Source organism: Paraburkholderia sp. LEh10 (assembly GCF_017814945.1).
Lineage (GTDB): Bacteria > Pseudomonadota > Gammaproteobacteria > Burkholderiales > Burkholderiaceae > Paraburkholderia.
In genome coordinates, this window is the sequence record NZ_JAGIPX010000065.1 from 1 (window position 1) to 26,385 (window position 26,385).

Sequence of the window (26,385 nt, forward strand, 5' to 3'; positions counted from 1 at the left end):
ACGGCCGGTCGATCATCAACGCGACGGCGACCATCGGCGACGGCTTCCAGACGTCGCCGTCGTCATCGCGCAGCATGGTGGGCGTGGGTGTCGGCATGGTGCACCGGTTCTGATACCGTTCGACGTTCATCGAGCAGAGCAAGCAGAGCAGGGCGCCGCAATCGCGGCGCTTTGTTTTTTGGGGCGCGTGACGCAATGTACCGTGAAACAACGGACACAAGCGCAGCGGGACCGAGGCTTGCTCGCCGCGTCGGCTGCGGGCAAGCTGTCGCGCGAACGTGGACTGTCACCGTCTTGCTCAGGGCGATAGGGCGGCGATTAACCGCGAGACGGGGACGCTCATCGACGCGCCGACGCCTGTCGACAGCAAACCGCCATCAAGATGGCGCATGCTGGCCCAGCGGCTGCATGCAGTCCAGCGGCGTGAAGATGCCGGTCGGCTGCTACAATCCTGCGTCATTGCAATGAAGGTGAACACATGGGCTTTGAACAACTGGCGAAACTGAGGGACCAGCTCGCCAAACAGGCAAACGCACAACGCAAGCAGAAACAGGCCTCCGAGCGGCATCCGTCGCACGCGGGCGACAAGGATGCCAAGGCGAAGGACACGAAAGCCAGAGACGCCAAACCTGCGGCCAGGACGGCCGACAGGCCTGCTGCGAAGACGGGTGCCCGCAAGCCGGAGCATGCTCGCCCGGCAGCGAGGCAGAATCAAAATCCCGTCGATCCCGTCGTGCATACCATCGGCAAGTTGCAAAAGCGTTTCCCGCTGGCGTTTCCGAAGAATCCCGCGCCGAAGGTGGCACTGAAGATCGGCATTCTCGAAGATCTGCTCGCGCAGGCGGGTGAATTGAAGCTGACCGAGCAGGAAATCCGCGATGCCGTCAGTACCTGGTGCCGCGGCAGCCGCTATTGGGCGAGCCTGACGGAAGGCGCGCCGCGCGTGGATCTGGCGGGCGCCGAGACGGGCAAGGTCACCGCAGCGGATTCGGCGTTTGCACGGCGTCGATCGTCGGGCGGGCGGACGAGGCCCGCGAAGGCCAACGAGGAAGCGGCAGCAGCGGCGAAGACGGGAGATGAAGATGCGTCGACGGCGGGCGACAAAGGCAACGCGCCGGAAGCGGATCAGGCGCAAGGTTGATGTTATCGGCGGCCCGTACTCCAAAACGGTGCCGCCATACAGGCTGCTGCGTTACCCGGTTTTTGCGGTCAGCCATGATCGCTCGCTGGCGCGCGGTTGTTCCGGGCGCGGCTAACAGCAGTGATTGCCTTGGAACGCCGCATGCGCAATGCCGACATCGAGCGACCAGACGGGAGGTTTGCGATGTCCACATCAAATGCGCCTAGTGCGCCTGGGCGGACGTTCGTCGACGTGTAAAAGACGCACAAGGGAGCGTGATTTCCTGCACCGCACCTAAGCAAGACCTCCTGAAGACGGCGAAGCAGAACGCCGCCGATGAAGACGCCATGGAAGCGCTAGCGGCATTGCCCGGACGGAGATTTTGAAAGCGCGACGGCAGTGGCGAATGCGATAGGCAGTCGTGAGTGAGAATGCCGTGGTGCTGTTATCGGCGGGGTGAAACTGGCTAGGGAATGACGGTCATCAGTGACATGGTACTCAGGTGAACACGGCTAAATATAATTTGACATAATCTTAATTATCAACATTCAGACTGTAGGTCCCAAATAGAAATGTCGGGTTTTGCCATTGCTGGCAAGCCCACAACCTCGCCTTCATGAATGCACACCGCGAAACCGGCTGGCGCGAGCCGTCGTTGACAGACGACGGCAGAATCCGTGACTTTATCGTGACAGGCAACGACACATGAGCGTTCCCGTTCCGTTGTGTACAACCCCGCTCAATCGAAGTCCGCCGTGCCGCCGCCAAGCGGCAAAGTCACGCGGAAGACGGTTTCCGTGGGACGTGAACAGGCTTCGATCGTACCGCCGTGCCGATTGACCACGATACGATAGGCGACGTGCAGCCCCATTCCCACGCCATGTCCCTGCACAGCGCTGGCCGGCTTCGACGTAAAGAATGGCTCGAATAGATGACGCATGGCGTCTTGCGGAATACCCGGTCCCGTGTCGGCAATCTCGACTACGGCACGGTCGGAATCGCGACGTGTGCGGATAGTCAGCTGGCCACGCCCGCTCATCGCCTCAACGGCGTTTTCGATGATCCGTGTCCACACCTGATTGAGTTCGCTGCCATATGCGGGAACACGTGGCAAATCGCGGTTGAAGTCGCGCACTATCGCAACGCCTGACTTGAGTTCATGCGCCATCACGGTCAATGTGTCTTCGATACCCTCGTGAATGTCGACTTCCTGCCGCGGCCCCTGGTCCATGTAGGTATAAGACTTGACTGCTTTCACAATATCGGAGATCCGGGTTGCGCCGCGCGTCGCATCGCGCATCACCGAGCGCAGCTCCAGAACCTTTGCGATCCACGAGATGGCAGCATCGAGTTGATCCGTGCTGAGGCGGCCGGCCAATTGCCCGAGGTCATCGGATGTGATCCCGTGCGCGACCAGGCATGGCGCGACAAGCCACGGTTTCGCCATGCCATGCGCAGCAAGCCAGTCACCGAGCAGCGACTCCGCTTCGGCGTGCCGCAGTGCATCCGTGGCGCTCGCGGCGGCCTCTGTTGCGCTGCGCGCAGCAAGCGCTCTCAATTCATCGACAGCGTCGCGAGGAACCGCGCGCACCCCAAGCGCGAGAGCCGAGTCCTCGAGCGCATCGAGTCCGGCAAGCATGTGGTCGAGCGAGCGTGCCACGGCTGAAGCAGGATTGTTCAGCTCGTGCGCGAGTCCCGCCGACAGCTTGCCCAATGCGGCCAGTTTCTCGCGATTCAGCCCAGCCGTTTCGAGCGCGGTGAGCCAGTCGGTCATCACGCGGGCGACGACGCGGGTGAAAGAACCGCATGACACGAAAAGTTCACGGAAGGCCGCCTCCGGAAGCCGCGCGATCCGGCAATCGGTCGCCGCCTTGAGCGTCGCCGGAAAGGGGATCGATGCAACCATGCAAGGTGTGCCGAAAATTTCGGGAGCGCTATAGCGTTCAGCGGAAAGCTCGCCGGCGGCTGCCCTCGTCGTCCTGACCTCTCCATCGAGCAGGACCAGCAGATTGCTGCTCATCTCTCCTTCCTCGAGCAGCACGTCCCCGGATCTGGCGGCGAATTCCGTCAGGTTCTCGCACAGCCATTGAAGACGCTCACGCGGAAGGTCCGCAAATACGGGCATCCCGCTCAGTTCGTCGAGTTCGATCATGATTCGCTCCCGCCTCGCGACGCAAACACAAGCGAAAAAGCCGGCGAGCGCTTCGTTGTGCAGCGTCCCCTGCTGGATGCGGCGCGCCTGTACTTATCATAGGCAGTCGGAACGGCGGTCGGCTCGCGCAGAGTGTTGTGTCCATAGCCACAGCGAAACATGACGCGCTTTATCTGGCAAATGGCCGATCCTGACGGGGCCCTCTTTTCCTTCCAAGTTCTGTGTTCATCACACTTGCTATCTTCGACGATTTCGGTCTACCTTAACAATCCAAAACATACTGGAGGGCGTATGGTGGAACCGAGTTCGCGTCTTCACATAGTCAGCGATCCTGTCGAGTTTCGCGCTCTGCGGCGGGAGTGGGACGAGCTCTGGTCAAGAGCGGAAGGCCGCTACCACCAGGCTTTTGCCGTTTGCTGGCTGTGTTGGACCAAGGTCGCCGAACCACGCGGCCGGAAGCTGTGTTGCATCACCTTGCGCGAACACGGGCGGCTTGTCATGGTATGGCCGCTCGTCGTGTACCGGAGGCTTTGCTGGACGGTTGTGCGTCCCCTTGCGAGTGAATCGACGGACTACACGAGCATCCTCATTCAAGACGCGCAGATGGCTTCAAATGTGATTGAGCGCGCGTGGGCGGAGGTCCAGAAGCAATTCGGCGCCGATATCATTCTTCTACCCTATCTCCACGCCGACACCCGGTTGTTTGAACTGGCGTCCACGAAGCGTGGCGTCGTCACAAAGACACCGCACCCGGCAGCCGTCGGCTTGCTCAGCCGCGAGACCGATTGGGATTCGTTTAGCGCTTCGCTTGGGCGATTATTCAAAAACAAGCCCGGTGCGCTGGAACGACGCCTGGCGAAAAAAGGCGACTTGAAAATTCGCTTTCTTGGCCCCGAAAACGCGGAAGAAAACGCCCGTCTCGTGGACTGGATGTTCGACTGCAAGCGCAAATGGGCCGATCATGCGGACAAAAAAGGAGAATGGCTATATTCGGCCGAATATAGAAACTTTCTTGTCGCCCTGCTCAATCAGACAGAAAGCGAGGTCTCGGCCCGGCTAGTGGTCGTGAGCCTCGATGGCGCGCCGATTGCCGTCGATATTCTCGGATTGGGCAAGACCTGCGTGGACGACCTCATAGCGGGCTTTGATCCCGCCTATTCGTCGCATTCGCCCGGTGCGGTTGCGACAGAACATTGCGTCAGATGGGCGCTCGAACATCACCTCGACTTCGATTTCGGCGCAGGCACCGAAAAGTACAAAAGCTACTGGAGCCGCGGCCACATCTTGACCGTGTGGAGCCTGCAAATAGCCAATACGCGTTGGGGACTGTTTGCTCTTCAACTAGAGAATCTCCGTCGGCGCTTTACTGCGGGACCGCACACTGGCGAAAAAGAAAAGCTCCCGCTTCGCCTTAAGGCCGCGCTAAAGAGGGTCAATAGAATCACGCATTCAATTGTGAATTGGGCGTGAAATAACAACCAGGTACGCAGCGCAGAAATTCGGCGCGCGCTCACTCACCGTGAACGCGCGGGGACTTCATCGCAAGTTCCACGGTCGCGGTCAGGCTTGCGGCAATTTCGCGGGCTCTTCGTTTTTCGTCATCGCCGATTCGCTGCGCAACGCTCGCTTCGACAATCCTGATACCGGGCCTGCGCGTCACGCCATCTATATCGGGCCGCCGCACAAGAATCTGAGCGGCGCGGAGCAGCCGGCTAGCCTGTCTCGATCCCGAGCGCGGTAATCAGCCGCTCGCGCCGCGACAATGCCTGCAACGACCGCTTGCCCAGGTGCGTCGCGACGAGACTCAGCAGCCCTTCGCAAAAGATCAGATACGCGCCCATGCTGTTGCTGAAGAAGCTGCTCTCATGCGGAATCAGAAACGCGTGGCGCGCGGGCGGCACCAGCGGCGACGCGAGCGTATCGGTGATCGCGATCACGGTCATCCCCGCTTCAGCGGCCGCGACGGCGGCTTCTGCGACACTGCGCGTATAGGGCGCGACGCTCGTCACGACGACGACGTCACCCGGCTGCAACTGCGCCAGCCCCTCGGCAACGCCCAGTCCTTGCGCGTCGAGCAAGGCGGCGTCAGTGCGGATCATGCCGAGCCCATAACAAAGAAAGCTGGCGAGCGCACTGAACTGACGCAAGCCATGCACGCGCACGCGCCGCGCGTCCGCAAGCAAGGCCGCCGCGCCGCGCAGATCGGCTGGCGAAAGGCGCGCCAGAAATGCCTCGACGTTGCCGATCGACTCGTGCGCCAGTTGCGCGACCACTTCCACTTCGGCCGATGAGCCGCCATTAGCGGGCGTGTGCGCGCGCCCCCTGTTGCCCGCGACAAGCCGTTGCGCCTGATCCGTATAGAAATGCCGATGACGCTGCGCAAGGCTGTCGCGAAACACGCTCTGGAAATCCGCGAAGCCCGCGTAGCCGAGCTTCGTGCTCAGCCGCGTCAACGTCGATGCGTTCACGTCGAGTGCCGCCGCCAGATCGGTAATGGTGCGCACGGCGACTTCCTCCGGCCGTTCGAGCAGTCTCGCGAGCACCGTATGCGCCTTGCCGCCGAGCGATACGTCCGCCTCGTCGCGGCCGATCCGCAACACCAGTTCGCGCAGCCCGTCGACACTGCGCGGCGCATCGCCTGTCGCGTCAGGCGCCTCCGGCACCCTCGCCTCGTCCTTGTTCGCAGCCGTGCGGCGCGTCTTGCGTTTGTCTGTGTCCATCGATCAACCGATATCGGGGCGGCGTCCCTGGCCGTTCATAGACGTTCCATTCTATGTGAGACGCTCCCATCACGATATCGGCGGTTGCGAGCGTGTTCTCGTCGTCGGGATCGTCGGGGTCGGCGCGGTAGATCGGCAGCGATGCGTCGTGCGTGTCGGCGAGAATCGCCAGCGGATCGGGCGCGCACCCGGCTTCCCGCGCTTCGTTCAGCAGCGCGTCGCCGCGCCGTTGACGCTCGCGCGACGAGTCCGTCACCACTTGTGCGAAGCCGCGCATCGCAGGATGGATCGCGTGGTTCGCATGCAGCGAGGGCTGCGCGATCTCGTGCACCGAGCAGCCGTGCGCGCTGTACTCGACACTCAGCAACGCGGGGCTCGCGCGATGCGCGAGCGTCAGATGGAAGCCGCCCGCGCGCGGGTTATCGCGCAACACGGCAACGGCTTCATCGAGCGTCGACGCATCCAGCACGGCGCGCGTAAGCACCATGCGCGGCACGCCCGCTTCGATGCGCCGCTGCCGCAGATTGTTCACCGTGACGGCAAGGCCCGCGTCCGTCACCGCGAACGTGTGGCCCGGCAGCGAGCCGGGATACACGAATGCCGCAAAGCGGGGGCTGCCGTCGATGCGGCACTCGGCGATAGCGCAATGTCCGGCGAAACCCGGGTCGCCGTCTTCGTTGTGGCTGATGCGCGTCGCGCTGCCTGATGATGACTGAGCCGGCAATTGAACCGTCGTGCAGCCATCAGGGGACGCCGCCCACACATCACCCCGGCAGTTCCACAGGAAGACCTCGTCGAAGGGCACGCGCAGGCCATCCGCAAGCCCTTGCAATTCCGACCAGACACGCGGAAAACGCTGCTGCACGTGCGCGGCCAGTGCGGCCGCAATCGGCGTGCCGCGCGAACGCATCACGTCGCGCCACGCGGCCGTCTGCATCAGGTGACGATGCACGGCCAGAGCGCCGAAGCGCCCTAGCGCGTGGCCCGCCTCATACGGCGAGCCTGAAACTTCGATATAACCAAATGCGGGCATCTGGGACGATCATTCGACATGTTGAAGGAAATCGCGCAAGCGCTGATTGGGCGGATTGTCGAGCAGTTCGACGGGCGGCCCGTCGACGGCGATATGGCCGTGCTCCATGAAGATCAGCCGCGTGCCCACTTTGCGCGCAAACGCCATCTCGTGTGTCACGACGACCATCGTCATGCCCTCCTCCGCGAGCGACTGCATCACGCGCAGCACCTCCTGCCGCAGTTCGGGATCGAGCGCCGACGTGGGCTCGTCGAACAGCATCAGCTTAGGCTTCACGGCGAGCGCGCGCGCAATCGCGACGCGCTGCTGCTGGCCGCCCGACAGCTCGCTTGCATAGTGATCGACGCGCGCGGCGAGCCCCACCTTCGTGAGCAGCTCGCGGGCGAGTTCGTCGGCGTCGTCCTTGCGCAAGCCGCGCACCTGGCGCGGGCCGAACGCGACGTTTTCGAGCGCCGTCAATTGCGGAAACAGATTGAACTGCTGGAACACCATGCCCGCTTCCTTGCGGATTTCGCGGACCCTTTTCGCGCCGCCGAGCACGCTGATTCCATCGACGATCAGATCGCCGCCGTCGATCTGCTCCAGCGCATTGATGCAGCGCAGGAGCGTCGATTTGCCCGAGCCCGACGGACCGATCAATACCACGACTTCGCCAGCGCGGATGTTCAGATCGATGCCGTCGAGCACCGTGGTCTGACCGAAGCGCTTCGTCACCTTTTTGAACTGCACCATATCGAGCGCGCTCATAGCATCCGCATCCTTTTTTCCATCGTGCGCAGACAGAACGTCAGCACACCGATCATGCACAGATAGATCACGGCCACGGCCGTCCAGATTTCAACCGCGCGGAAATTCGCGGCCATGATCTCCTGGCCCTGACGCGTGAGTTCGCCGACGCCGATCACGATAAACAGCGACGTATCCTTCAGGCTCACGATGAACTGGTTGCCGAGCGACGGCGTCATGCGTCGCACCGCGACGGGCCCGACGACGAACGCGAGCACGCGCCACATCGGCATGCCGAGCGCGAGGCCTGCTTCCTTCAGGCCGCGCGGCACCGACAGGAACGCGCCGCGCACGATCTCGGCGATATACGCGCCCGAGTTGACGACGATCGACACGACAGCCGCCGTCATCGCATCGACGCGCACGTTCAGCAGCACGGGCAGCGCGAAATAGATGAACATCACCTGCACGACGATCGGCGTGCCGCGCACGAATTCCACGTACGCGAATGCGATCCTTTGCACGAGCGCGTTGCCGTACGCGCGCATCAGACCGAACAGAAAGCCGACGACAAGGCCGCCCGCCAGGCCCACGACGGTAATCAGCACCGTCAGCTTCGCGCCCTGCAACAGCGCGGGCAACGCGTCGGCGACGACGGACAAATCGAACTGCATGACTTCTCTCCTACTTTGATCCGATGTCTACTCTGATGCGCTGATGATCGCACCCGCGATGAATCAGGACTTCGCCGGCTCGACGCCGAACCACTTCTTGTAGATCGCCGCATAGCGGCCATCAGCCTTGATCTTCGCGAGCGCCGCGTTGACCTTCGGCACCAGCGCACTGCCCTTCGGGAACGCGATGCCGTATTGCTGCGCCATCATCTGCGGACCGACCGCCTTCACGCGTCCCTTGCCCGCCGTGTTGATGTAGTAGAGAACGTTCGGCGTGTCGTGCATCGCCGCATCGACGCGTCCCGTCTGCAGTTCCAGATAGGCGTTGTCGATATTCGGAAACTGGCGCAGATCGGTGCCCGCGAAATGCGCCTTCGCGTAGTCCGCCGCCGACGTGCCCGTCTTGATCGCGAGCGATTTGCCCTTCAGGTCGTCCGCCCCCTTGATCGCGCTCGTGGCGGGCACCATCAGCATGAAGCCGCTGTCGTAATAGCCGTCGGAAAAGTCGATCACCTTCTTGCGCTCGTCCTTGATCGTGATGCCCGCGAGCGCGACGTCGACGTTATGCGTCTGCAGCGCGGGAAGGATGCCGCTGAAGTCCATTGGCTGCAGCTTGTAGTCGATCTTCAGGTCCTTCGCGATCGCCGACCACAAATCGATGTCGAAGCCGACGTACTTGTCGCCCTGCTTGAATTCGAACGGCACGAACGCCGTGTCGCAGGCGACCAGCAAGGTCTCGGCGCGCGCCGCATGACCAAGGACGGAAACGGCGACGAGTGCAGCCGCGGCGAGCTTTGCTACGAGTTTCATGACGATCCCCTTCGGAGTTGGGTTGACGAACGACAGCAAACCGATTTGCGCTGAGTATCTTAGTGCAAATTAATTTGCGCAATAGGGGCGAACGCAAATCTGATTGCGAGGGTGGTAAACCCTGGTGAGAATCGTCGGCGAATCGTCGGCGACGAATGGCGCTGCGCAATCAGGAAGTCGCTGAGCTTCAGCCGGAGGCAAACGAAAAAAACGCGTGTCGCCGAAGGGTTGCAACGCGCATTTGCAAAACTGACGGATGTCTGGCGATAACCCGCAATATCAGCCGCGTGCCGATTGATGGCGGCCACGCGCAGGCTTGCGCAAGCGCTGCGCGCGCACGCGCTCAGTCAACGATCTGCGGCTCGTCGATCGCGCGCGTCAGCAGGTCGAGAAACGCCTGCATCGTTTGCGGCAGCGTGCGCCCCGCCATCGTCTGAACCTGCAGCGTGCGCTGATGCAATTCCGCATTCGTGATCGGCACGGCCGCGAGCCCGTCCACGTCGAGGCGGCTGCGCACCGTCAGATAGCCCGTCAGTGACGGCATCCGTAAGGCACACAAAGCTTTGCAGCGCCGCCGGCATGCCCGGACGCATCGCGGCGTGCGCATCGAGGTGTGCGCATCGCGGCGTGCGCATCGCGGCGTGCGCATCGCGGTGTGCGCATCGAGGTGTGCGTCGCGGCAGATCACATTGCGCGGCCGACGATCAACGGGTCCACAGCGCCGATCAGGTTCAGGTCGCGATTCGCGTAAGGCAGCTTGTGCAGCACGTAGCGCATCGCATTGAGCCGGGCGCGCTTCTTGCAACCGGATCGCACGACTGTCCATGGCGTATCCGCCGTGTCCGTATGCGTGAACATCGCCTCCTTGGCCTGTGTGTATTCGTCCCATTTGTCGAGCGATGCCAGATCGACGGGACTGAGCTTCCATTGCTTGAGAGGATGCACCTGGCGTTCCTTGAAGCGGCGCGCCTGTTCCTCGCGGCTCACCGAGAACCAGAACTTCACGATATGAATACCGCTTTGCGCGAGGTGCCGCTCGAAGGCAGGGACCTGTTGCATGAACTCGGTGTACTCGCCCTGCGTGCAGAAGCTCATCACGCGTTCGACGCCCGCGCGGTTGTACCATGACCGGTCGAACAGCACGATCTCGCCCGCCGTGGGCAAATGCTGAACGTAGCGCTGAAAATACCACTGCCCACGCTCCAGTTCCGTCGGTTTTTCGAGCGCGACCACGCGCGCGCCGCGCGGGTTCAGATGCTCCATGAAGCGCTTGATCGTTCCGCCCTTGCCGGCGGCGTCGCGCCCTTCGAAAAGAATCATCACGCGCTGCCCCGTTTCGCGCACCCACGCCTGCAGCTTCAACAGTTCGACCTGCAAGCGATACTTCTGCTTCTCGTATGCCTTGCGCGACATCAGGTTCAGATACGGATAACCGCCTTCGCGCAACGCGGGCGAAAGTTCGTCGTCGGGATGGCGCCGCATGCCCGCTGACCAGGTGGAAGGATTGCCTTCCAGCAGAAGACTCCGCAAGGCGCTGACCTCGTCGGCGGACATGCCGTCCATCAAGGTCCTCACCGCATCGATCAGCGTGTCCGCGTCTTGCAATGCATTGGCTTCGAGCACCGCCTGCATGTTGTTGGCGAGCAGATCGTTGGCGGCGTCGATCGCATGGCTGGTTTGCGCAAGCTCGGCCGATCTTGCCGTCTTGCCGGGAATGGTGTCACCGCGCGACGCGCGGCGCGAACCGGAGGGATCGGCGGCATGCGCCGGTGTTGGAGGCGCTTGCGCCGGAATTGCTGAATTGTCGTGATCGGCTGTCAACTTCATCGGCTCCTGTTTGAATTGTCATCGAATCCCGAACTGCCTTCCGTGGCGAACGGGCGGTCCGTCACGCTGTGGCATCGGCCTTCTTCAGGATTACGTAAATTCTGTCCTTTAGCTGCAGCTTTTCTTTCTTCAGGATTTCGATACTGAGGCGCTCGCCAGGTGTAACGCCCGTTTCCATGTTCCGAACCTGGTGATCCAGTTCGTTATGACGCTCGAAGAGCCGCGCGAAATGGGCATCTTCCGTCTTAAGGCGCGAGATCAGATCGCGATACTCAGGAAACATGACACCTCCTCAGAGTGACAGTGAGATCGTTCGATCATTGTCGCATCGTGACGAGTCCTGGCAACTCATACGGACGGCTAATGAGTGTGTCACGTGGTCGCATTCCGGGCGGTGAATGGATGCGCGCCTGCCTGTCGCCAACGTGGGATGACGGGCATCAAGCCGTTGCGCCGGCGCATTTGACAAAGCGTGAATGTTCGAATGCGCGGCGCTCAGTGCAAGCTGGGCATCGCTCGCGCGGCCTCACGGTCCCGCGCGATCGAGCGATGTGAGGATCTCATGCGCGGCGGCCACCCGGTCTGCGATCGGGAAGTTCCGAACGCCACATCTGCGCCAAAGGCATTGGTCGAGCCCGTCTTGTTGATTCATGCCTCATACGCACGCCGAGCGCCCTGCTCCGACGACTCACATCTCCGTCAGATGTGCAGCCGCTGATGTTTCGCGAGATCGTCCGCCGATCTTGATGGAGGGCACCATCATCACCGACAACACCGCTGCCGCGCAGATCACGACGATCGACAGGAAGGTCAGATGCAGCGAATGATGGAGCGCCGCGCGCACCAGCTCGTTGCTGGCCAGCGCCGTCTGCGCGGCGCCCGGCGTGACATCGAGCAGGGAGCGCAGCTGCTCGGACGTGATCGATGTGCCCTTGAAATGACTGAGCCCGAAGTTCAGCACCGCGCCGAAGATGGCCGCGCCGAGCGTGCTGCCCAGATTGCGTGAAAACAGATTCGAGGCCGTCGCCGAGCCGCGTTCGAGCGGCTGCACGATCTCCTGGATCAGGATCAGCGAACTGACGCTCACAATCCCCATGCCGAGGCCCATCACCAGCGAACCGACGCCCGCCACGACGGGCGAGCTTTGCGGATTGAGCACGGCGAACGCGATCGCGCCGAGCGGCAGAAAGAAGCTGCCCGCCACCATCGTGCGCCGCAGCCCGAGCCGATGAAACGACTTCGCGGTAAAGGTCGCGCCCGACGGCCAGCCGAGCATCACCATCGTCAGTGCGAGACCCGCGACCACGGGCGACTGATGCAGCACGCCCTGCACGTACATCGGCAGGAACGTCGTGAGCCCCATCAGCGCCATGCCCGACAGCACCGTCGCCGCATTGCACGCCGCAATCGGGCGGTGGCTCCATAGCGAGAACGAGATCATCGGCTCCGGCACGCGCCGCTCGTGCCACACGAACGCCGCGCCGCTCACGACGAACAGCGCGACTTCGAACAGCGCGCGGCCATCGTCTTGCGAGCCTGCATCCGTGAGCGCCATCATCAGCGCGCCGATGGCGACGGTGAAGAGCACGGCGCCCAGCAGATCGATAGACGGACGCTGATGGCGCTTCTCCTCGTGCAGGTACGAAACGAAGCCGAACGCCGCGAGCAGGCCGATGGGCACGTTGATCCAGAAGATCCACGACCACGACAGATCGCGGATCAAAAGGCCGCCCGCCATCGGCCCGATCACGGCCGAGATCGCCCAGACGCTGGCGAGGTAGCCCTGGATCTTGCCGCGCTCGCGCGCCGGATACAGGTCCCCTACGATGGTCAGCGTCACCGGCTGGATCGCGCCCGCGCCGATGCCCTGGATCAGACGGAACGCGATCATCGCGGGCATCGACCACGCGAAACCCGCGCCGAGCGAACCGATCAGGAAGATCGCGATGCCGACGAGCACGGTCGGCTTGCGGCCGTACAGATCGGCGAGCTTGCCGAACACGACGGTCATCGCCGTCTGCGCGAGCAGGAACGACGAGAAGACCCAGCTGTAAAGACGCAGTCCGCCGAGTTGCGTGACGATTTGCGGCATGGCCGTCGATACGATGGTCGCTTCGATAGCCACCATCGCCATCGACGCCATCACGGATGCGATGACGAGATGACGCTTCGTCTGAGGATGATTCGACATGGGGACGAGGTTGTAATGTGCAGCGCGAAAGCCGGCAGCGCGTGATGTCTACGCTTGATGTCTACGCTTGCGCGAGCCCGGTGCGGGCAAAGGAAACTATGCTACCGCTTAATTGCGTCGCTTGCACTTGGTTGTACGTGCATCCACAAAGCGCAAATGGATTCTCACGGTATGGCGCCATTTCACTCGCAGGCGGCCGCGAGCCGCCGCGCGAGCGCCTGCGCACCCGGCATGTCGAGCCGCAGCGACGCATATGCGCTGCGCTTCACGTCGTCGGGCAAGGTCCAGTCCCACTTTTCGTTGTCGATGTTACCGATCGCGCGCAGCGCGTCGGCTTTCTGCGCAGGCGTGAGCGACGCGATCCGTTGCAGCGTGTCCTTCACCGCGTCGGCGCGCACGCTGACCACCGGGCCGAGATTCCATGCGTCGAGTCCTTCGGCACGCAGCAGCACGACGAGCGCATCGTTGATCCCGTCGCCTGACCATGTCGCGAGTATCGTGTTGCCGCCGTGCCTGAACACGGCGCGCGTGGCCAGTTCATTCGACGCGAAATAGCGGCGCGCCTCTTCGAGCAATTCGCGCCCCGTGGTATCGAGAAACACGACGGGCGCCTGATCGTTGAGCACATTGAACATCTCGCGCCGCACTTCATCGTGCACGAGCGAACCGCCGCCGTCGAACACGGGCGGCACGCCGCCCTGATCCGCCTTCACGTATACCGTTTTCTTGCCTGCATCGACTTCCTGCACGCGCCAGCGCTGCCCGCCGAACACGAGGCCCTGGCCCGGCGTCAGCGGACGCGACACGGGCAGCGAGCCCAGCACCTTCGCGCCCGCGATGATGCGGAACTCGTCGTCGGTCGTAAAAGATGCGTAGAACTCATAGTGATTGACGAGCCGCTCGCCCGCCGGGCCATGCAGCAGCAGGCCGCCCGCTTCCTGCACGAGCAGATCCTTCGCGCCGAGGCCGCGCAGGATCGCGGCAAAGCTCGCCTTGTCGATCGCACTGAACGGGCCTTGCGCAACCAGTGTGTCCCACAGTTCGCTCGCGCGCGCGCCGCCGCGTTCGGCGATGACCGAGAGAATCTGCTGCACGAGCGTCGACGGATGCATGCCGCCCGCGCGCGGCGGCTCGAACCAGCCGCGCAGCAGCAGATTGATCATCGCCACCGATTGCACGAGACCTTCGCGCAGCCGGTCCGAGAGGTCGGCGTCGCTGTGCAGTTCCGCTTCGACGCAGTAGCCGCGCAGAATCGCCGCCTCGCCCTTGCGCCGGCCCGAGCGCCCGAGCCGCTGCCGAAGGCTCGCCACGGATGGCGGCGCGCCGACCTGCACGACGCTCTTCACCGCGCCGATATCGATGCCCAGTTCGAGCGTCGTCGTGCAGACGGCGCTCGCGGGCCGGTCGCCTGCCTTCAGCGCCGCTTCCGTCTGCTCGCGCAACTCCTTCGACAGGCTGCCGTGATGCGGCCAGAACTCGTTCGGATAGCCGTCGCGCTCACACGCGCGGCGCAACAGGTCCGCGTACAGCTCGACTTGCCGGCGGCTGTTCGGAAAGATCAGATTGTTCGAGCCGCGCAGCACCTTGTACATGTGACTCGCGACCTCGACGGTGCTGGCGGGCACGATGTCTTCGAGACCCGGGTTCTCGATATCGGGCTCGACATGGATGCGCGGCGGCTTCTCGACATAGCCCTTGAGCAGGATCTTCAGCTCTTGCCCTGCATTGCCCGACTCGATGATGTGCACGTCCTGCGCGGCTCCCGGGCGCAAGAATTCCGCGGCGAGCCGCATGTCGCCGAGCGTCGCCGACAGGCCGACGCGCGGCACCACGCGAGCACATGCGCGATCGACGCGCTGCATCAGCGATTGCAGCTGCATGCCGCGTTCGGAGCCGATGAACGCGTGCAGCTCGTCGACGACGACATAGCGCAGCGCGCCGAACGTCGCGGCCAGCGACGCGCCGCGCGTGACGAACATCGCTTCGAGCGATTCCGGCGTGATCAGCAAGACGCCTGCGGGCTTCTTCAGAAAGCGCTGCTTGCGTCCCGACGACACGTCGCCGTGCCAGCCCGTGACGGGAATGTCCAGCGACTCGCACAGCTTGTCGAGACGCGACCATTGATCGTTGATCAGCGCCTTCAGCGGACTGATGTAGAGCACCGAGCCGCCGCACGGCTCATCGCGCAGCAGGTTCGACAGGATCGGCAGAAAGGCCGCTTCCGTCTTGCCCGCCGCCGTCGCGGCGGCGATGATCACATCGCGCCCGGCATCGATCAGCGCGGGCACCGCCCGCTCCTGTGCATCGCGCAGCTCGGTCCAGCCTTCGCGCCAGATCCAGCGGCGAATGCGCTCATCGAGCAGATCGAAGCTGCGCGAGTCAGTTGAGCCGGAAGCTGGCAAGCTCATCGTCGCTGTCGGAAGCGGCGTCGTTGACGATGTCCGCCGCGCCGCCCGTGTCGCGCTCGATCTCCATGCTGCCGATCAGCCCGCGCCACTCGGCCGACGGGTTCTGCTCCAGCACCGAGAGCAGATTGATGAACGCGGTGATCGTCGTGCGCGGCGTGCGGAAGTAGGCTTCGCCGAGGCGCGTCGCACAATGCGCCATGAACGCGGGAATCGCGTCCTCGGGCACGAGCGCCTTGCTCGCGTCGCCGAACGCGTAGACGAGGCGCAGCTTGTCGAGCAGCACGTAGAAGTCTTCGGGCGTGAGCGCGGCGAGGCGGATCACGGGCCCGCTATAGTCGACGAGGCCGTTCGTCGCGAACGTGTTTTCGGCGAGGCGCGATTGCAGCGCCGCGTAGCTGTAAAGACCGCGGCGCGTGTCGAGCAGAAACTCGGGCGTGCCGCCGAGCACGAAGCCCAGTCCCTCGGCCGTGCCTTGCAGCGAATCGTTCAGGATGCGCAGGATCTGCTCGTAGTTGGCGTTGCGCGACTGCACGTTGGCGAGCTTGTACAGGTTCACCATCTCGTCGAGACACACCATCAGGCCGCTATAGCCCGCCAGCCGCACGAAACGGCCAAGCAGCTTAAGCTGGTCGTACATGTTCGCGTCGTCGACGATCGTGCGCACGCCGAGGGCCTGGCGCGCGTCGGTGCGCGTGGCGAACTCGCCGCGCAGCCAGCGCACGGCATCGCTCTTGAGCTTCTCGTTGCCTTCCTCGAAGCCCCGGCAGTAGGCGGCGATCACATCGGCGAAATCGTAGCCGTTGACCATTTCCGTCAACTGCGAAAGCTGCGCGCGGATCACTTCGTCGCTCGCGCGGCCCGTTGCCTTTGCTTCCGTCTTCGCCTGGCCGATGAACTTCTCCACCACGCCGGCAAGCGCGCCGCCTTCGGGCTTCGTGCGCGTCGCCATGTTCTTCACAAGTTCCGCATAGAGCGAGCGCGCCTGGCCGCCGGACGCATGCAGGCGCCGGTCGGGGTTCAGGTCCGCGTGAACGGTGACGAGCTTTTTCTCGAGCGCGATCGCGCGCACGAGGTTCAGGAAAAACGTCTTGCCCGCGCCGTACTCGCCGACGACGATGCGAAACGCCGAGCCGCCGTCCGCGACGCGCTCGACATCCTTCAGCAGCGCTTCGAGTTCGCGCGCGCGCCCGACCTGGATCAGATGTTGCCCGATGCGCGGCACCACGCCGGCACGCAGGGATTGCAGGACCGCATCGCGGTCCCTGGGGCGAATCGTTGTCATGCGGCCAACCTTTGTGCGACTTCCTGATTGATTTCGACGGGATCGTCCCCGTCCGTGAGCGGCTCGTCCCAATGGTCGAGCGACGCCTCGTTCACCTGTTCGATCGCGCCGTCGAGCATCAGTTCGAGACGCGACGCGGCGGCGGCGAGCTCAGCGCGCGCCCACGACGCACGCGTCATGAGCAGGCGCAGGAACGACGAATGGGCGTCGTCGAGGCCGAGCAGCGAAGCCTGTGTCGCTTCGGACGGTTGCCGGACGTCGGGCGCGGGCGGCGCGGGCTCAGCGTGCGCGGCGGCTGGTTGTGGCGCAAGCATCTGCTGTTCCTCGCCTGCAGCCGGCGCCAGCGCATCCGGGTCCGCCTGCTGTGCCAGCGCATGGCCGGACGCTGTCTTGAGCGTGCCATGCGCTTCCTCGACGAACACGTCCGCGAGCATCGCCGACACGCGCGCCGTTTCCTCCTTGAGTGCGGCGATGCGCGTCGCGTCGAGCACGAACTCGTGCTTCGGCATGGCGGGCTGCGGCGCGCTCGCGTGCTGGTTCGCTGCCGGCCGCGCGGCCGGCCTGGCCGCCGTCTTAGCGGCCGTATTCGCAGCCGTATTAGCGGCCGTATTAGCGGCCGTCGTGAGGCTCGCCGCCGACCCGGGCGCACCGATCGCGTGCTGATGCAGATCGCTGTAGAGACGCTGCCAATCGATGCCGAGCATCCGATACACCTTTTCCAGCAGCCGCACTTCGTTGCGCGACACGACGCCGTCCGCGTTCGCCGTATGCACGAGGAACGAGGCGATCGTCGCCTTCACGTCCGGCGACAGCGGCGCGAGCTTCTTCTTCAACCCGGCGCTCGCCGTCGGTTGGGCGAGTTGTGCGAGATTACGCGCTTTCAGCCGCGCGCGCTGTTGCGCCGACAAGTGCGGCCATTGGTCGATCTGCCATTCGATCACGGCCGTCTCGCGCTGCGTCGCATCGCCGTCCGCGCGCGCGACGGTCGCGGCGAGATCGACGATGATCGTCGCGACCTCGTATGCGTCGTCGATGGGCAGCGCCGTCGCGCCCGGCTCGATCGCGAAAAGCGCGACGGCATCCGTCGGCTTCGGCGTGCGTGCGCCGAGACGCACGTCGGGCTCGACGGCGATGCCCGCTTCGGCCAGCGCCGTCGTGAAGATCACGGCCTTGTCGCGCGTCATCTTGCCGCCCGAACGGAAGCGCGCGAGCACGGCGCCGAACGTGCTGACGGCCGTGTCCTGCGCGACTTCCGCGGCGAGCGCGTTGATTGCGTCGTGGGTCGCTTGCGGCCACATGTTCGCGGGCAGCATCAGCGTCGCTTCGAGCGTGCCTTGCGCTTGCGGATAGCGGCCGAGATAGCGGCTGTAGGCATCGAGCGCGGCGGCGCTTTCGTGCATCAGCAGCTGCAGCTTGTTGCGCGTGCCGTTGACGGCCGCGATGTCGGGCAGGCCGATGAGAAAACCCGGCACGGGCACGCTCTTCAACGCGCGAAACGACGGCTGCGGCGATGCATCCAGTTTCGTGCGGTTGGCGGGCAAAATCATGCCGTCGCCAAAGCGCTCGCGATACTGCCGCGTGAACACGCGGTCGAACTCTTCAGGGCAACGCGTGACGGCCGTGCGGCGCACCATCATCGGATCGAGCTTGACCCACGCAAGCGCCCAGTCCGCCGGCAGCGGATGCTGGTCGAGCGCCGCCTGACCGAACGCGACGCGCACGTTCAGCGGCACCTGATAACCCGTCGCGAGGCCGTCGGGCGCGGGCTGCAAATACATCCGCGTGTGCCGCGACGCCATCAGCGCGAGCGAGTCGATCAGGCCGCGCACATGCTTTTGCCATGCGTAGTTCGCATCGAGATTGAGCAGGCGCCGCAACTCTTTCGCGATTGCGTTGAATTCGTCGCCGCCGACCTTGCCGGCCGCGCCATCGACGAGCACGCGCCGCTCCAATCCGTACAGGTAGAAAAACAGATAGCCGGTGTTGATGTCCGACTTCTTCCGATCCGACGCGAGCCATTCGAGGTAAGTGCAGCGCTGCTCCGGCGTGAGCCCGCCGTAGCTCAGGCCGATGCCGCCGAGCCCCGCCGCCCGGTCCGCACCGCCGCTGGCGACATCGAAACGCATGTCGATCACGCAGGCATCGATCGAATCGGCATGCGAGCGCTGCACGTCGCCCGTGTAGAAGAAGCCTCCCGCGATTTCGATGCCGTGGATGTCCACAGCCTCGCCGGGCACGACCCAGCGCGCCGGCGAGCGCGCGGCCGGCCGTGAGGACGACTGCATATCGGGCCGCGCGCCGCCGGGCGCGGAGCCGATGCGGTAAGCGTCGGCCGTCGCGCCGGATAGGTTCATCGATACCAACGGCTCATCTTCATAAGAGCCGGGAGAACTTGTCATGAAATAGCCTGGCTCCTCACGAGCCTTGGGAGATCCGGATGAAAACAGCGACGCAAACGCGGAACCTGGCCGGCGGCGAAGACAGGCGCTGGGACGGCTCGTACAACTCAAGCGGCTCGTCGACACGATGCGCACCACGCAACATGTCTTTCAATGCAAGCTTGAATGGGAACCCACGATAGCCAGCCCAGAGCGCACACATGCGCCGGAATGGCCAGCGTCGGAGCGACGGAGGGAACGACACGCGCACGCCCATCCGACGCAAGGACCGCAAAACCGGGCATCCCGCCGAAATCGACGGCTGCGCCCCTCCCGACACTGCTTCGCCCGCGGCTCATTGTTCTTTCGTCTTCATCGCCGGGAATCCGTTGCCCGGCGCGGTCGCGACCTTTGATTATATGATTTTTTTCAAGATCGCTCCGGCGGCGCTCAAACGGCTGTTCGCGCGCCATCAGGCGGATGTCCGAAGCACAATACCACCCGCTGGATTACAAATGCCTTGGTGCGCGAGCAAACAATCTGACCCCAACCAGATCGCATATTTTGCAAGCTTAATTTACGAACTGGAGTTACACTCAACGACATACTTTCACGCAAGATGACACACGCAGGCGCCCGCCTCCTTTCGCGTCCTCGCGCTTCATGCGTCGTACTTTTCCCACCGTCTCTCAGGTTCTGGACGGCCCTCGGAATGCCAGAACCTATTCACGCCAGCGGAAGCTGGCGTCTTTTTGTGCGAAGAAAGAAACGACACGTTCTGTCCAGCACCCGCATTCGCACCCGCACTAACCGCCGCCCCTTGCGCTGCTTGCGCGCCCTGCGCACCTTGCGCGGCTTGCGCACCTTGCGCCGCCCCCGGCACGACGGTCGCGAGCGGACGACGCCGCACCGTCGCATAAGTCGCGAGGGCCAACCCGCACCAGATCAGACCATAGCCAGTCAGGTCGATCGTGGTCAGCCGTTCGTGGAAGACGGTGAGCGCGAGGATGAAAGTGACAGTCGGCGTCACGTATTGCATGACGGCCGATTCCGTCAGCGAGACGAGCGGCATTGCATACGCGTAAAGCGCGAGCGGCACGACGGTCAGGGGCCCTGCGAGCATCATCAGCACGGCCGCGCCGGCGCCGAACGACGTGAACGCGAGCGTGTGACTGGACGACAGGAAGGCGAAGTAGCCAAGCGCGAACGGCATCATCACGACCGTCTCGCGCCAGGTGCTGACGATTGCGTTCTTCGTCGGCCACACCTTGCGCGCGAGGCCGAGCAGCGAGAACGTGACCGTCAACAGCACGGCGAACCCAGGCACGCCGCCATGCGCATAGCATTGGACGAAAGTGCCGGCCAGTCCAAGCGCTAACGCGGCAGCTTTGAGACCATTAAGCCGCTCGTTAAGAAAAACGATGCCGAGCGCAGCGGAGAGCAGCGGATTCAGGAAATATCCAAGACTCGCTTGCAGTGCATTGCCCGTGACCGACGCGAGGATATAGACGACCCAGTTCGCCGACAACAGCAACGCGGGCAACAGCGCGAGCGCGAACGAGCGCCAGTCGCCCATTTGCCGCCGCAACGCGGGGTTGAGCGCGATCACCAACGACAGCACCGCGAACGACCAGAACACGCGATGCGCGAGCATCTCCGGCGGGCTCACTTCTTTCAGACGCCAGTAGTACAGCGGCATCAGGCCCCACCAGCACAGCGCCACGAGCAGCGCGGCGTATCCGGCGCCCTCTTTCTGCTTCTGATTGTTTGCGTTCATTCCTGTAGCGCCTCGTCGAGTCCGTCGATCAGAACTTCCACTTCGTTCATGCCAAAAATCAGCGGCGGCGACAGGCGCAGCGAATCCGGCGAAGCGGAATTCGGCATCGCCAGCACGCCGCAGTCGATCAGGTCCAGCCACACATCCGTCATGCTTATGTCGAGTTGCGGGTCGAGCGCGACACTCAGCGCGAGGCCTTGGCCGTGCAGCGTCAGGCGCGAGCCGAAACGCTCGCCGATGCGCTCGCCGATCAGCGCGCCCATCGCCGCCGCGTTCTCGACGAGTCGCCCGTGTTCGACGAGATCGAGCACGATCAGTCCGCAGTGGATCGCGAGCCGGTTGCCGCCGAACGTCGAGCCCTGCACCTTCGCCTTGCCCGGCGCGCCGAACACGGCGTCGAAGTCACCGTCGTTCATCAGCACGGCCGACAGCGGCACGAGCCCGCCCGTCAGTCCCTTCGACACGACGATCATGTCGGGTGCCGCTGTCGCCACGCCGTTGGTGCCGATCGCATCGATGCCGAACCAGGTGCCCGTGCGCCCCAGTCCGCAATACACCTCGTCGGCGATCAGCTTCGTGCCCGTCGCGCGGCATAGCGCGGCGAGCCGCGCCGAGGTGTCCGCCGTCCAGTGCTGCGCCGACGACGAGCCCGCGACGGGCTCGAACACGACGGCCGCGACCTTGCGGCTCGACAGCACGTCTTCGAGCGCGGCGAAGTTGGCGGCGTCGACGTGATGCACGTTGCCCGGTTTCCACGGAAGCGCTTCTGTCCAGAACGGATTGCCCGTGACGAACGACGAAAACATCGACAGACCATGAAACGACCCGCGAAACGAAACGACATCGCTGCGCTGCGTGCTCGTCATCGCGAACTTCACCGCGCTTTCGACGGCCTCCGCACCCGTGGTCGCGAAAAACACCTTCTGATAGCGACGGCTGGACAGCGCGAGCAGCTTTTCCGCGAGCGCCCGTTGAGCGTCGGCGCATTCGAACGGAAAGACGTTCAGCGACGTGCGCTGCAGCGCTTCGCCGAAGCGCGCGAGCAACGCCGGATGCGCATGGCCCAGATTCGCCGTGCCGAATCCCGCGAGGCAGTCGAGCAGCGCGCGGCCGTCCGCCGTTTCGATATAGCAGCCGTCGCCGCGCGCGCCCGTCATGTCGAGGCCCGCCTGGTCGAGAAACGACGCCCAATATGGATTGACGGGATCGAAGCGCGTGCGCTGCCCGGCTCCGTGCCCGGACTCGCGATCAGACTTCAAGCGACCTCCTGCCGTCATGCAGCCCATGAAACTGGAGCTGCTTCTGGTCGCCATAAAAGAACGCGACCGATTCCAGTTGCCGCATGTTGACTTCGAGCATGAACAGCGCCGCTTCGAGGCTGTAGCGCTGCTCCGCCGCCGTGACGTGCGCAACGTCGGCGAGAAACAGTCGCGAGAGGCTCGGATGATTCAGCTCGTCGTTCGTCTCGCCGTGCTTCGCGACGATGTCGCCCGCTTGCAGCGCGTTTTCGACCAGCGCGGCGATGTGCGCATGAACGGGACTGTGTTGGTCGCGCAATCCTTCCGTCACCATGATCGATGCGAAAAACGCCGTGGGCATGCGATGCGCGAGCACCGTGTAGGCGTCGATGTACAGCGCCGTCAGCGGCAGCGGGACGCAAGCGCGCACGTCCGCTTCGTTCATGCCGAGCGCGACGCAAGTGGCCAGCTCGAACGCTTCGTGGCCGTACTCTTCCTGAAAGTACTGGAAGAGCCGCGCGCGCAGATTGCGGTTCAGACGGCGCGACAGCAGCGGCCCAAGAATCTCGACGAAGCGGCCGGTGACGTGATACTGCTCGATGTAGAGCCCTTTCACGAGCGGCGTGATCTCGTTGCTCGCCAGCGCCGCCGAAGCATACGCATTGCTGCCGAGTTGATCGAGCGCCTTGACCAGCAGGCGCTCTGCGCGCGCGGCAAGCGTGAGGCCGCTGCATGCTTGAGTGATGCGTCCCGTGTTCGCCGACGTCATTCGCCTGCCGACGCGCAACGGCGCAATCTCGACGAAATGCGCGAACGAGACCAGGTACGTTTCGAGGTCGACGGGATCGAGCGAGGCGACGCTGCGAAAATTCTCGGGCACCGCGTCTTTATGGCCGCGCGATCTGGCCGCGGCCGTCACGGGGAACCAGCAGACATGCCGGAACACTTCGCCCAGCAATCGCTGCCACGCGATCACGAGTTGGGGCGCGTTCTGGCGCGCGTACGCGAGCTGAAAATAGATGGCCTGCAACGCGAAGTTGCCGGCGAAGTTGCCGGCGAAGTTGCCGTCGGCCTCGTCCGCAAACGGAAACGCGCCAGGCGCTGCGTCGCGCTCGTCATCTGTGAGCATCTGATGAACGGCGGCGAGCGTGTCCTTGTACATCGCGAAGCGCCGCTCGACCACGTCGGCAAGCCGCTGCCCGACTTGCGCGCACAACGCGATCGCGCGCTCCGCAGCCGATGTGACGCTGTCGATGCCGGAGTCGGTCTCCTCGATCAGCGACAGCGCATCGAGTTGCACCGTCAGCGCGCGAACCCACGCGGGGCACGCGCCGTCGCCCAGCTTCGTCCAGATCTCCGACGATGGCCGCATCAGTTGCGCGACGACCTCGGCAACCTCGTCGCGCGCCACGCCTTCGAACGAGAGATCGACGGCGTCGTCGCCGACGCCGATCGTCAATACGTCGTCGCCGCCCGGCGCGATCTCGCATGGCACCAGCGCGGGCCGTCTGTAGCGATCGATATCCCAGCGTTCCATGACGGCTCTCAGGCGAAGATACGCGGCTTGACGACCGTCTGCCCGCCGTAGTAATCGAGAATCTGGTTCTCTTGCAGCACCATTGTTTCGATCGCGAGCATCACGTGCTTCTTGACGGTCATCTGTTCTTCGGGCGAGATGGCCTCGATTTCGGAGAGCAGGCTGAGCGAAATGTCTTCGTGATCGAACTCGTCGTTGATCGCCGCGTGACGGGCGATCGGACGCCAGAAGCCTTCCGGGATGCCCGTCTCGCGGCAATAGTTCGCCAGTTCGATATGAAAGCTCACGCTCGGCTGCTCGAACAGGAACAACAGCGACTTGAAGCTCAACGGATGCTGACGCGCATATACGCCCAACGACGCGCACAGCGCAAACGTGGCGGGCAGCGGCACCAGATAGTCGAGATTGTCGGTGCGGATCGAGACGGCGTGCAGCGATTGCCGCAGCATGTCGTCGTGATTCAGTTCGGAGGCGAGAAAGCCCTGCAGCAGCTTCTGCACCTTGACGGGTTCGGCATGCGCGAGCGCGGGCGCGATCAGGCCGGGCGCTTCGCGCACAATGTAAAAGTACTCGAGCGCATAGCCGGTCAGCGCGCTCTTCGGCAATGTGCGATCGCAGAGCCCCTGATAGAGCCGCGACTGCGAATTTGCTTCGATTGTTTCGGCAGCGAATTTTCTGAGCCGGTGATAGAACTCTTCGCCCGACAGACATCCTGCGGGTGCGGGAAACGCGCTCTCGGTCAGCAGGCCGAGCCGGTCGAATTCCTCGATGAGTCCGTCGATCTCGGGCGCAAGCTCCGCATGGCGGCGCTTGAGTTCAGAAACCGGCGTGTTGCCGCGCTTGAGCGAATCGACGAACGACATCAGCTCGCCGCGCTTGTCGGCGACGACGGAGCATGACTGCTCGCGATAGTCGATGGTCAGGCCATTGTCTTCCTGAACCAGTTGCACGCCGGGACGAAAACGCGGCGCGGCGAAAAGATCGGCTGCGGTGGTGGCCTGCATCACGCCTCCCCATTGACGTCGAGTTTGCGCAACAGCGCCGGCGACGTCGAATAGTGTTCCCAGATGCCCGTATAGAACTGGTCGTAGAGTTCGATGAACAGATGTGTTTGCGCGCGCATGCGCCGCACGTCCGGGTCGGCGATCGCGGGAATGCGCGAGAAGATCTTGCGCGTCAGGCTGCCGTGGCCGCCGTGCAGATTGATATCCGAATGCGCCTTCACGGGCTTGAGCAGCGCAGGATCGACGCCGATCCGATACGCGGCGTCGAGGAAGGAATCCTGCTTGATATCCTTGCCTTCGAGAATGCCGAGCGTCGAAAAGAAGAACAGCGGATCGCTGTGCGCCCAGTACGCGAGCGCGTTGCATAGCGCCATGGTCTGCGGCAGCGGCACGGTGCACGCGAGATCTTCGCGCGTGACGCCCAAGGTGGTCAGCGCCTTGAGCAACAGTTCGTCGTGACCGTACTCTTCGGCGTAGAACTCGTTCATCGCGAGCCGCACGCCCGTATTCGCGACATACGAAAGAACAGGCGCGTCGAAATAGCTCTCGCGGAACAGAAAATGGTAGTTCTCCACGATCATCCCGTGGACAACGTTGAGCGGGATGTCGTCGCGCGTGGCCGCCGACGCGCACTTCTCCCAGAACACGTTCTTGTAGAGCGTGCAATACAGCAACTCGTTGGCGAGATCTTCGAGTTCGAGCAGCACGTCGAGGCCACTGCGGGCGAGCGCCGGCTTGACCGCACGCACCAGTTGCAGCTCCTTCAGACGGTCGAACACTTTCTGTTCATACGGCGAGTGGCGCGCCAGTACTTCTTCGGCCTTGATGCCCGAGCGCAATGCGCTGATGAGGGGCGCCGCGTCTTCACCGTCGACGGACGCCGGAAATTCGTATTGATGCTCGTCGTCTTCGATGACGAGCAAAGGCGACGTGCTGAGACACTTTCCCGCCAGCACAAACGCTTGTGGTTCAAAGATGTCGTCGATCACGACAGCCTCCGTTCGTGGCCGGCACGCGAAGGTGCCGGCGCATCTGTTACAGGTGAACGGGAATCAGCACGGGACGAGCCTTGCGCGGCTTGACGACGACGGTGACCTTCCTGTCTTCCTGGCGGTCCGATTGCACCTGTGCCTGCGATTGCTGTTGCGGCTGAACTTGTTGAACCTGCGTTTGGGTCGTCATTTTCAATCTCCTTCGGTTGGCGGTTAACTCTGCACTGCTTAACAAGCTGTCCACGAACGTGGCCAGTTCTTTCGCACCCGGAGCCAGAAACCCAGAGCCGTGTGGCGGGCAGCATCGTCCCGCCACGGCGGCAGGTCGATGAACGCAACAGGCTTATATATGTAGCCCCGTTCTCCGTCGTGGATCCTGACACCGGGAGCGGCTTCTTTACGGTCCGGTTCCGGTTCAGTCAGACGTGTGTGTTTATCTGTTCGATGCCGTCTGCGCGGCAATCACTTCGTCATCGAAGGCGCGCCCGAGTGTCACACGGGCATCGCAGCCTGATG

23 protein-coding genes are annotated in these 26,385 nt (G+C 63.6%); 4 read left to right on the forward strand and 19 right to left on the reverse strand.

Going from position 1 to position 26,385, the window contains the following annotated elements:
- Positions 1-478: 478 nt before the first annotated feature.
- Both J8I87_RS35100 and J8I87_RS46450 read left to right on the forward strand, forming a co-directional pair.
- Positions 479-1,141 (forward strand): ProQ/FinO family protein, encoded by a 663-nt coding sequence (locus J8I87_RS35100; protein WP_209936895.1) that lies wholly within the window; start codon positions 479-481, stop codon positions 1,139-1,141.
- Between the two features lie 254 nt (positions 1,142-1,395).
- The gene (locus J8I87_RS46450) at positions 1,396-1,506 is read left to right on the forward strand and encodes a DUF2795 domain-containing protein (RefSeq protein ID WP_209936896.1); all 111 of its coding nucleotides are present in this window, start codon (positions 1,396-1,398) and stop codon (positions 1,504-1,506) included.
- A gap of 353 nt (positions 1,507-1,859) precedes the next feature.
- On the opposite strand, the gene J8I87_RS35110 is transcribed toward J8I87_RS46450, so the two are convergent.
- A complete protein-coding gene (locus J8I87_RS35110) occupies positions 1,860-3,272 on the reverse strand; it encodes a cyclic nucleotide-binding domain-containing protein (protein ID WP_209936897.1) in 1,413 nt (470 codons plus the stop codon).
- Between the two features lie 159 nt (positions 3,273-3,431).
- On the opposite strand from J8I87_RS35110, the gene J8I87_RS35115 reads away from it, so the two are divergent.
- Positions 3,432-4,742: a GNAT family N-acetyltransferase gene (locus J8I87_RS35115; RefSeq protein ID WP_209936898.1), complete on the forward strand. Its 1,311-nt coding sequence runs from the start codon at positions 3,432-3,434 to the stop codon at positions 4,740-4,742.
- Between the two features lie 242 nt (positions 4,743-4,984).
- Here the strand turns inward: J8I87_RS35115 and J8I87_RS35120 are convergent, their stop codons facing one another.
- The 12 genes from J8I87_RS35120 to J8I87_RS35175 all read right to left on the reverse strand — a co-directional run bounded on the left by J8I87_RS35120 (position 4,985) and on the right by J8I87_RS35175 (position 19,342).
- Positions 4,985-5,992, reverse strand: coding sequence for a MurR/RpiR family transcriptional regulator (locus J8I87_RS35120; protein ID WP_209936899.1), 1,008 nt, complete (start codon positions 5,990-5,992; stop codon positions 4,985-4,987).
- The gene (locus tag J8I87_RS35125) at positions 5,919-7,025 is read right to left on the reverse strand and encodes a C45 family peptidase (protein ID WP_209936900.1); all 1,107 of its coding nucleotides are present in this window, start codon (positions 7,023-7,025) and stop codon (positions 5,919-5,921) included. The genes J8I87_RS35120 and J8I87_RS35125 overlap by 74 nt, the downstream gene beginning before the upstream one ends.
- Before the next feature lie 9 nt (positions 7,026-7,034).
- On the reverse strand, positions 7,035-7,772 hold the full coding sequence (glnQ, locus tag J8I87_RS35130; RefSeq protein WP_280923131.1) for a glutamine ABC transporter ATP-binding protein GlnQ: 738 nt from the start codon (positions 7,770-7,772) through the stop codon (positions 7,035-7,037).
- Positions 7,769-8,425, reverse strand: coding sequence for a glutamine ABC transporter permease GlnP (glnP, locus tag J8I87_RS35135; RefSeq protein ID WP_209936902.1), 657 nt, complete (start codon positions 8,423-8,425; stop codon positions 7,769-7,771). The genes glnQ and glnP overlap by 4 nt, the downstream gene beginning before the upstream one ends.
- A 63-nt stretch (positions 8,426-8,488) precedes the next feature.
- Entirely contained in the window at positions 8,489-9,235 is a 747-nt protein-coding gene (gene glnH, locus J8I87_RS35140; RefSeq protein WP_209936903.1) for a glutamine ABC transporter substrate-binding protein GlnH, read from the reverse strand.
- Between the two features lie 343 nt (positions 9,236-9,578).
- Positions 9,579-9,779 (reverse strand): hypothetical protein, encoded by a 201-nt coding sequence (locus J8I87_RS35145; protein WP_245254378.1) that lies wholly within the window; start codon positions 9,777-9,779, stop codon positions 9,579-9,581.
- 140 nt (positions 9,780-9,919) lie between these two features.
- Positions 9,920-11,062 (reverse strand): polyphosphate kinase 2, encoded by a 1,143-nt coding sequence (gene ppk2, locus J8I87_RS35150; protein WP_209936904.1) that lies wholly within the window; start codon positions 11,060-11,062, stop codon positions 9,920-9,922.
- Between the two features lie 61 nt (positions 11,063-11,123).
- Positions 11,124-11,345, reverse strand: a complete 222-nt coding sequence (locus J8I87_RS35155) for a YdcH family protein (RefSeq protein ID WP_209936905.1) — start codon at positions 11,343-11,345, stop codon at positions 11,124-11,126.
- A gap of 405 nt (positions 11,346-11,750) precedes the next feature.
- Positions 11,751-13,253: an MDR family MFS transporter gene (locus J8I87_RS35160; RefSeq protein WP_209936906.1), complete on the reverse strand. Its 1,503-nt coding sequence runs from the start codon at positions 13,251-13,253 to the stop codon at positions 11,751-11,753.
- A 182-nt stretch (positions 13,254-13,435) separates the two neighbouring features.
- Positions 13,436-15,661, reverse strand: a complete 2,226-nt coding sequence (locus J8I87_RS35165) for a DEAD/DEAH box helicase (protein ID WP_209936908.1) — start codon at positions 15,659-15,661, stop codon at positions 13,436-13,438.
- A complete protein-coding gene (locus J8I87_RS35170) occupies positions 15,633-16,943 on the reverse strand; it encodes an ATP-binding protein (RefSeq protein WP_209936909.1) in 1,311 nt (436 codons plus the stop codon). Before J8I87_RS35170 ends, J8I87_RS35165 begins: the two co-directional genes overlap by 29 nt.
- Complete coding sequence (locus J8I87_RS35175; protein ID WP_209936910.1) at positions 16,940-19,342, reverse strand: TerB N-terminal domain-containing protein; 2,403 nt, start codon at positions 19,340-19,342, stop codon at positions 16,940-16,942. Before J8I87_RS35175 ends, J8I87_RS35170 begins: the two co-directional genes overlap by 4 nt.
- Before the next feature lie 200 nt (positions 19,343-19,542).
- Between J8I87_RS35175 and J8I87_RS35180 the strand changes: the two genes are divergently transcribed.
- Entirely contained in the window at positions 19,543-19,944 is a 402-nt protein-coding gene (locus tag J8I87_RS35180; RefSeq protein ID WP_209936911.1) for a hypothetical protein, read from the forward strand.
- A 38-nt stretch (positions 19,945-19,982) separates the two neighbouring features.
- Here the strand turns inward: J8I87_RS35180 and rarD are convergent, their stop codons facing one another.
- The 6 genes from rarD to J8I87_RS35210 are packed head-to-tail and all read right to left on the reverse strand — an operon-like array spanning position 19,983 to position 26,059.
- Positions 19,983-21,098 carry an EamA family transporter RarD gene (gene rarD, locus J8I87_RS35185; protein WP_209936912.1) on the reverse strand — a complete coding sequence of 372 codons (1,116 nt, stop codon included), beginning with the start codon at positions 21,096-21,098 and terminating at the stop codon, positions 19,983-19,985.
- Positions 21,095-22,357 carry an aspartate aminotransferase family protein gene (locus tag J8I87_RS35190; RefSeq protein ID WP_245254379.1) on the reverse strand — a complete coding sequence of 421 codons (1,263 nt, stop codon included), beginning with the start codon at positions 22,355-22,357 and terminating at the stop codon, positions 21,095-21,097. The genes rarD and J8I87_RS35190 overlap by 4 nt, the downstream gene beginning before the upstream one ends.
- Positions 22,347-23,873 (reverse strand): hypothetical protein, encoded by a 1,527-nt coding sequence (locus J8I87_RS35195; protein ID WP_209936914.1) that lies wholly within the window; start codon positions 23,871-23,873, stop codon positions 22,347-22,349. The genes J8I87_RS35190 and J8I87_RS35195 overlap by 11 nt, the downstream gene beginning before the upstream one ends.
- A gap of 8 nt (positions 23,874-23,881) precedes the next feature.
- Positions 23,882-24,877, reverse strand: coding sequence for an iron-containing redox enzyme family protein (locus tag J8I87_RS35200; RefSeq protein ID WP_209936916.1), 996 nt, complete (start codon positions 24,875-24,877; stop codon positions 23,882-23,884).
- Complete coding sequence (locus J8I87_RS35205; RefSeq protein WP_313067831.1) at positions 24,877-25,866, reverse strand: iron-containing redox enzyme family protein; 990 nt, start codon at positions 25,864-25,866, stop codon at positions 24,877-24,879. The genes J8I87_RS35200 and J8I87_RS35205 overlap by 1 nt, the downstream gene beginning before the upstream one ends.
- A 46-nt stretch (positions 25,867-25,912) precedes the next feature.
- Complete coding sequence (locus J8I87_RS35210; RefSeq protein WP_209936917.1) at positions 25,913-26,059, reverse strand: hypothetical protein; 147 nt, start codon at positions 26,057-26,059, stop codon at positions 25,913-25,915.
- Positions 26,060-26,385 lie beyond the last annotated feature (326 nt).

What these genes read in the sequence shown, in the direction of transcription:
- J8I87_RS35100 (WP_209936895.1), top strand. Translation starts at nt 479, where the DNA reads ATGGGCTTTGAACAACTGGCGAAACTGAGGGACCAGCTCGCCAAACAG.
- J8I87_RS35110 (WP_209936897.1), bottom strand. Translation starts at nt 3,272, where the DNA reads ATGATCGAACTCGACGAACTGAGCGGGATGCCCGTATTTGCGGACCTT.
- J8I87_RS35115 (WP_209936898.1), top strand. Translation starts at nt 3,432, where the DNA reads ATGACGCGCTTTATCTGGCAAATGGCCGATCCTGACGGGGCCCTCTTT.
- J8I87_RS35120 (WP_209936899.1), bottom strand. Translation starts at nt 5,992, where the DNA reads ATGGACACAGACAAACGCAAGACGCGCCGCACGGCTGCGAACAAGGAC.
- J8I87_RS35125 (WP_209936900.1), bottom strand. Translation starts at nt 7,025, where the DNA reads ATGCCCGCATTTGGTTATATCGAAGTTTCAGGCTCGCCGTATGAGGCG.
- glnQ (WP_280923131.1), bottom strand. Translation starts at nt 7,772, where the DNA reads ATGAGCGCGCTCGATATGGTGCAGTTCAAAAAGGTGACGAAGCGCTTC.
- glnP (WP_209936902.1), bottom strand. Translation starts at nt 8,425, where the DNA reads ATGCAGTTCGATTTGTCCGTCGTCGCCGACGCGTTGCCCGCGCTGTTG.
- glnH (WP_209936903.1), bottom strand. Translation starts at nt 9,235, where the DNA reads ATGAAACTCGTAGCAAAGCTCGCCGCGGCTGCACTCGTCGCCGTTTCC.
- J8I87_RS35145 (WP_245254378.1), bottom strand. Translation starts at nt 9,779, where the DNA reads ATGCCGTCACTGACGGGCTATCTGACGGTGCGCAGCCGCCTCGACGTG.
- ppk2 (WP_209936904.1), bottom strand. Translation starts at nt 11,062, where the DNA reads ATGAAGTTGACAGCCGATCACGACAATTCAGCAATTCCGGCGCAAGCG.
- J8I87_RS35155 (WP_209936905.1), bottom strand. Translation starts at nt 11,345, where the DNA reads ATGTTTCCTGAGTATCGCGATCTGATCTCGCGCCTTAAGACGGAAGAT.
- J8I87_RS35160 (WP_209936906.1), bottom strand. Translation starts at nt 13,253, where the DNA reads ATGTCGAATCATCCTCAGACGAAGCGTCATCTCGTCATCGCATCCGTG.
- J8I87_RS35165 (WP_209936908.1), bottom strand. Translation starts at nt 15,661, where the DNA reads ATGAGCTTGCCAGCTTCCGGCTCAACTGACTCGCGCAGCTTCGATCTG.
- J8I87_RS35170 (WP_209936909.1), bottom strand. Translation starts at nt 16,943, where the DNA reads ATGACAACGATTCGCCCCAGGGACCGCGATGCGGTCCTGCAATCCCTG.
- J8I87_RS35175 (WP_209936910.1), bottom strand. Translation starts at nt 19,342, where the DNA reads ATGACAAGTTCTCCCGGCTCTTATGAAGATGAGCCGTTGGTATCGATG.
- J8I87_RS35180 (WP_209936911.1), top strand. Translation starts at nt 19,543, where the DNA reads ATGCGCCGGAATGGCCAGCGTCGGAGCGACGGAGGGAACGACACGCGC.
- rarD (WP_209936912.1), bottom strand. Translation starts at nt 21,098, where the DNA reads ATGAACGCAAACAATCAGAAGCAGAAAGAGGGCGCCGGATACGCCGCG.
- J8I87_RS35195 (WP_209936914.1), bottom strand. Translation starts at nt 23,873, where the DNA reads ATGGAACGCTGGGATATCGATCGCTACAGACGGCCCGCGCTGGTGCCA.
- J8I87_RS35200 (WP_209936916.1), bottom strand. Translation starts at nt 24,877, where the DNA reads ATGCAGGCCACCACCGCAGCCGATCTTTTCGCCGCGCCGCGTTTTCGT.
- J8I87_RS35210 (WP_209936917.1), bottom strand. Translation starts at nt 26,059, where the DNA reads ATGACGACCCAAACGCAGGTTCAACAAGTTCAGCCGCAACAGCAATCG.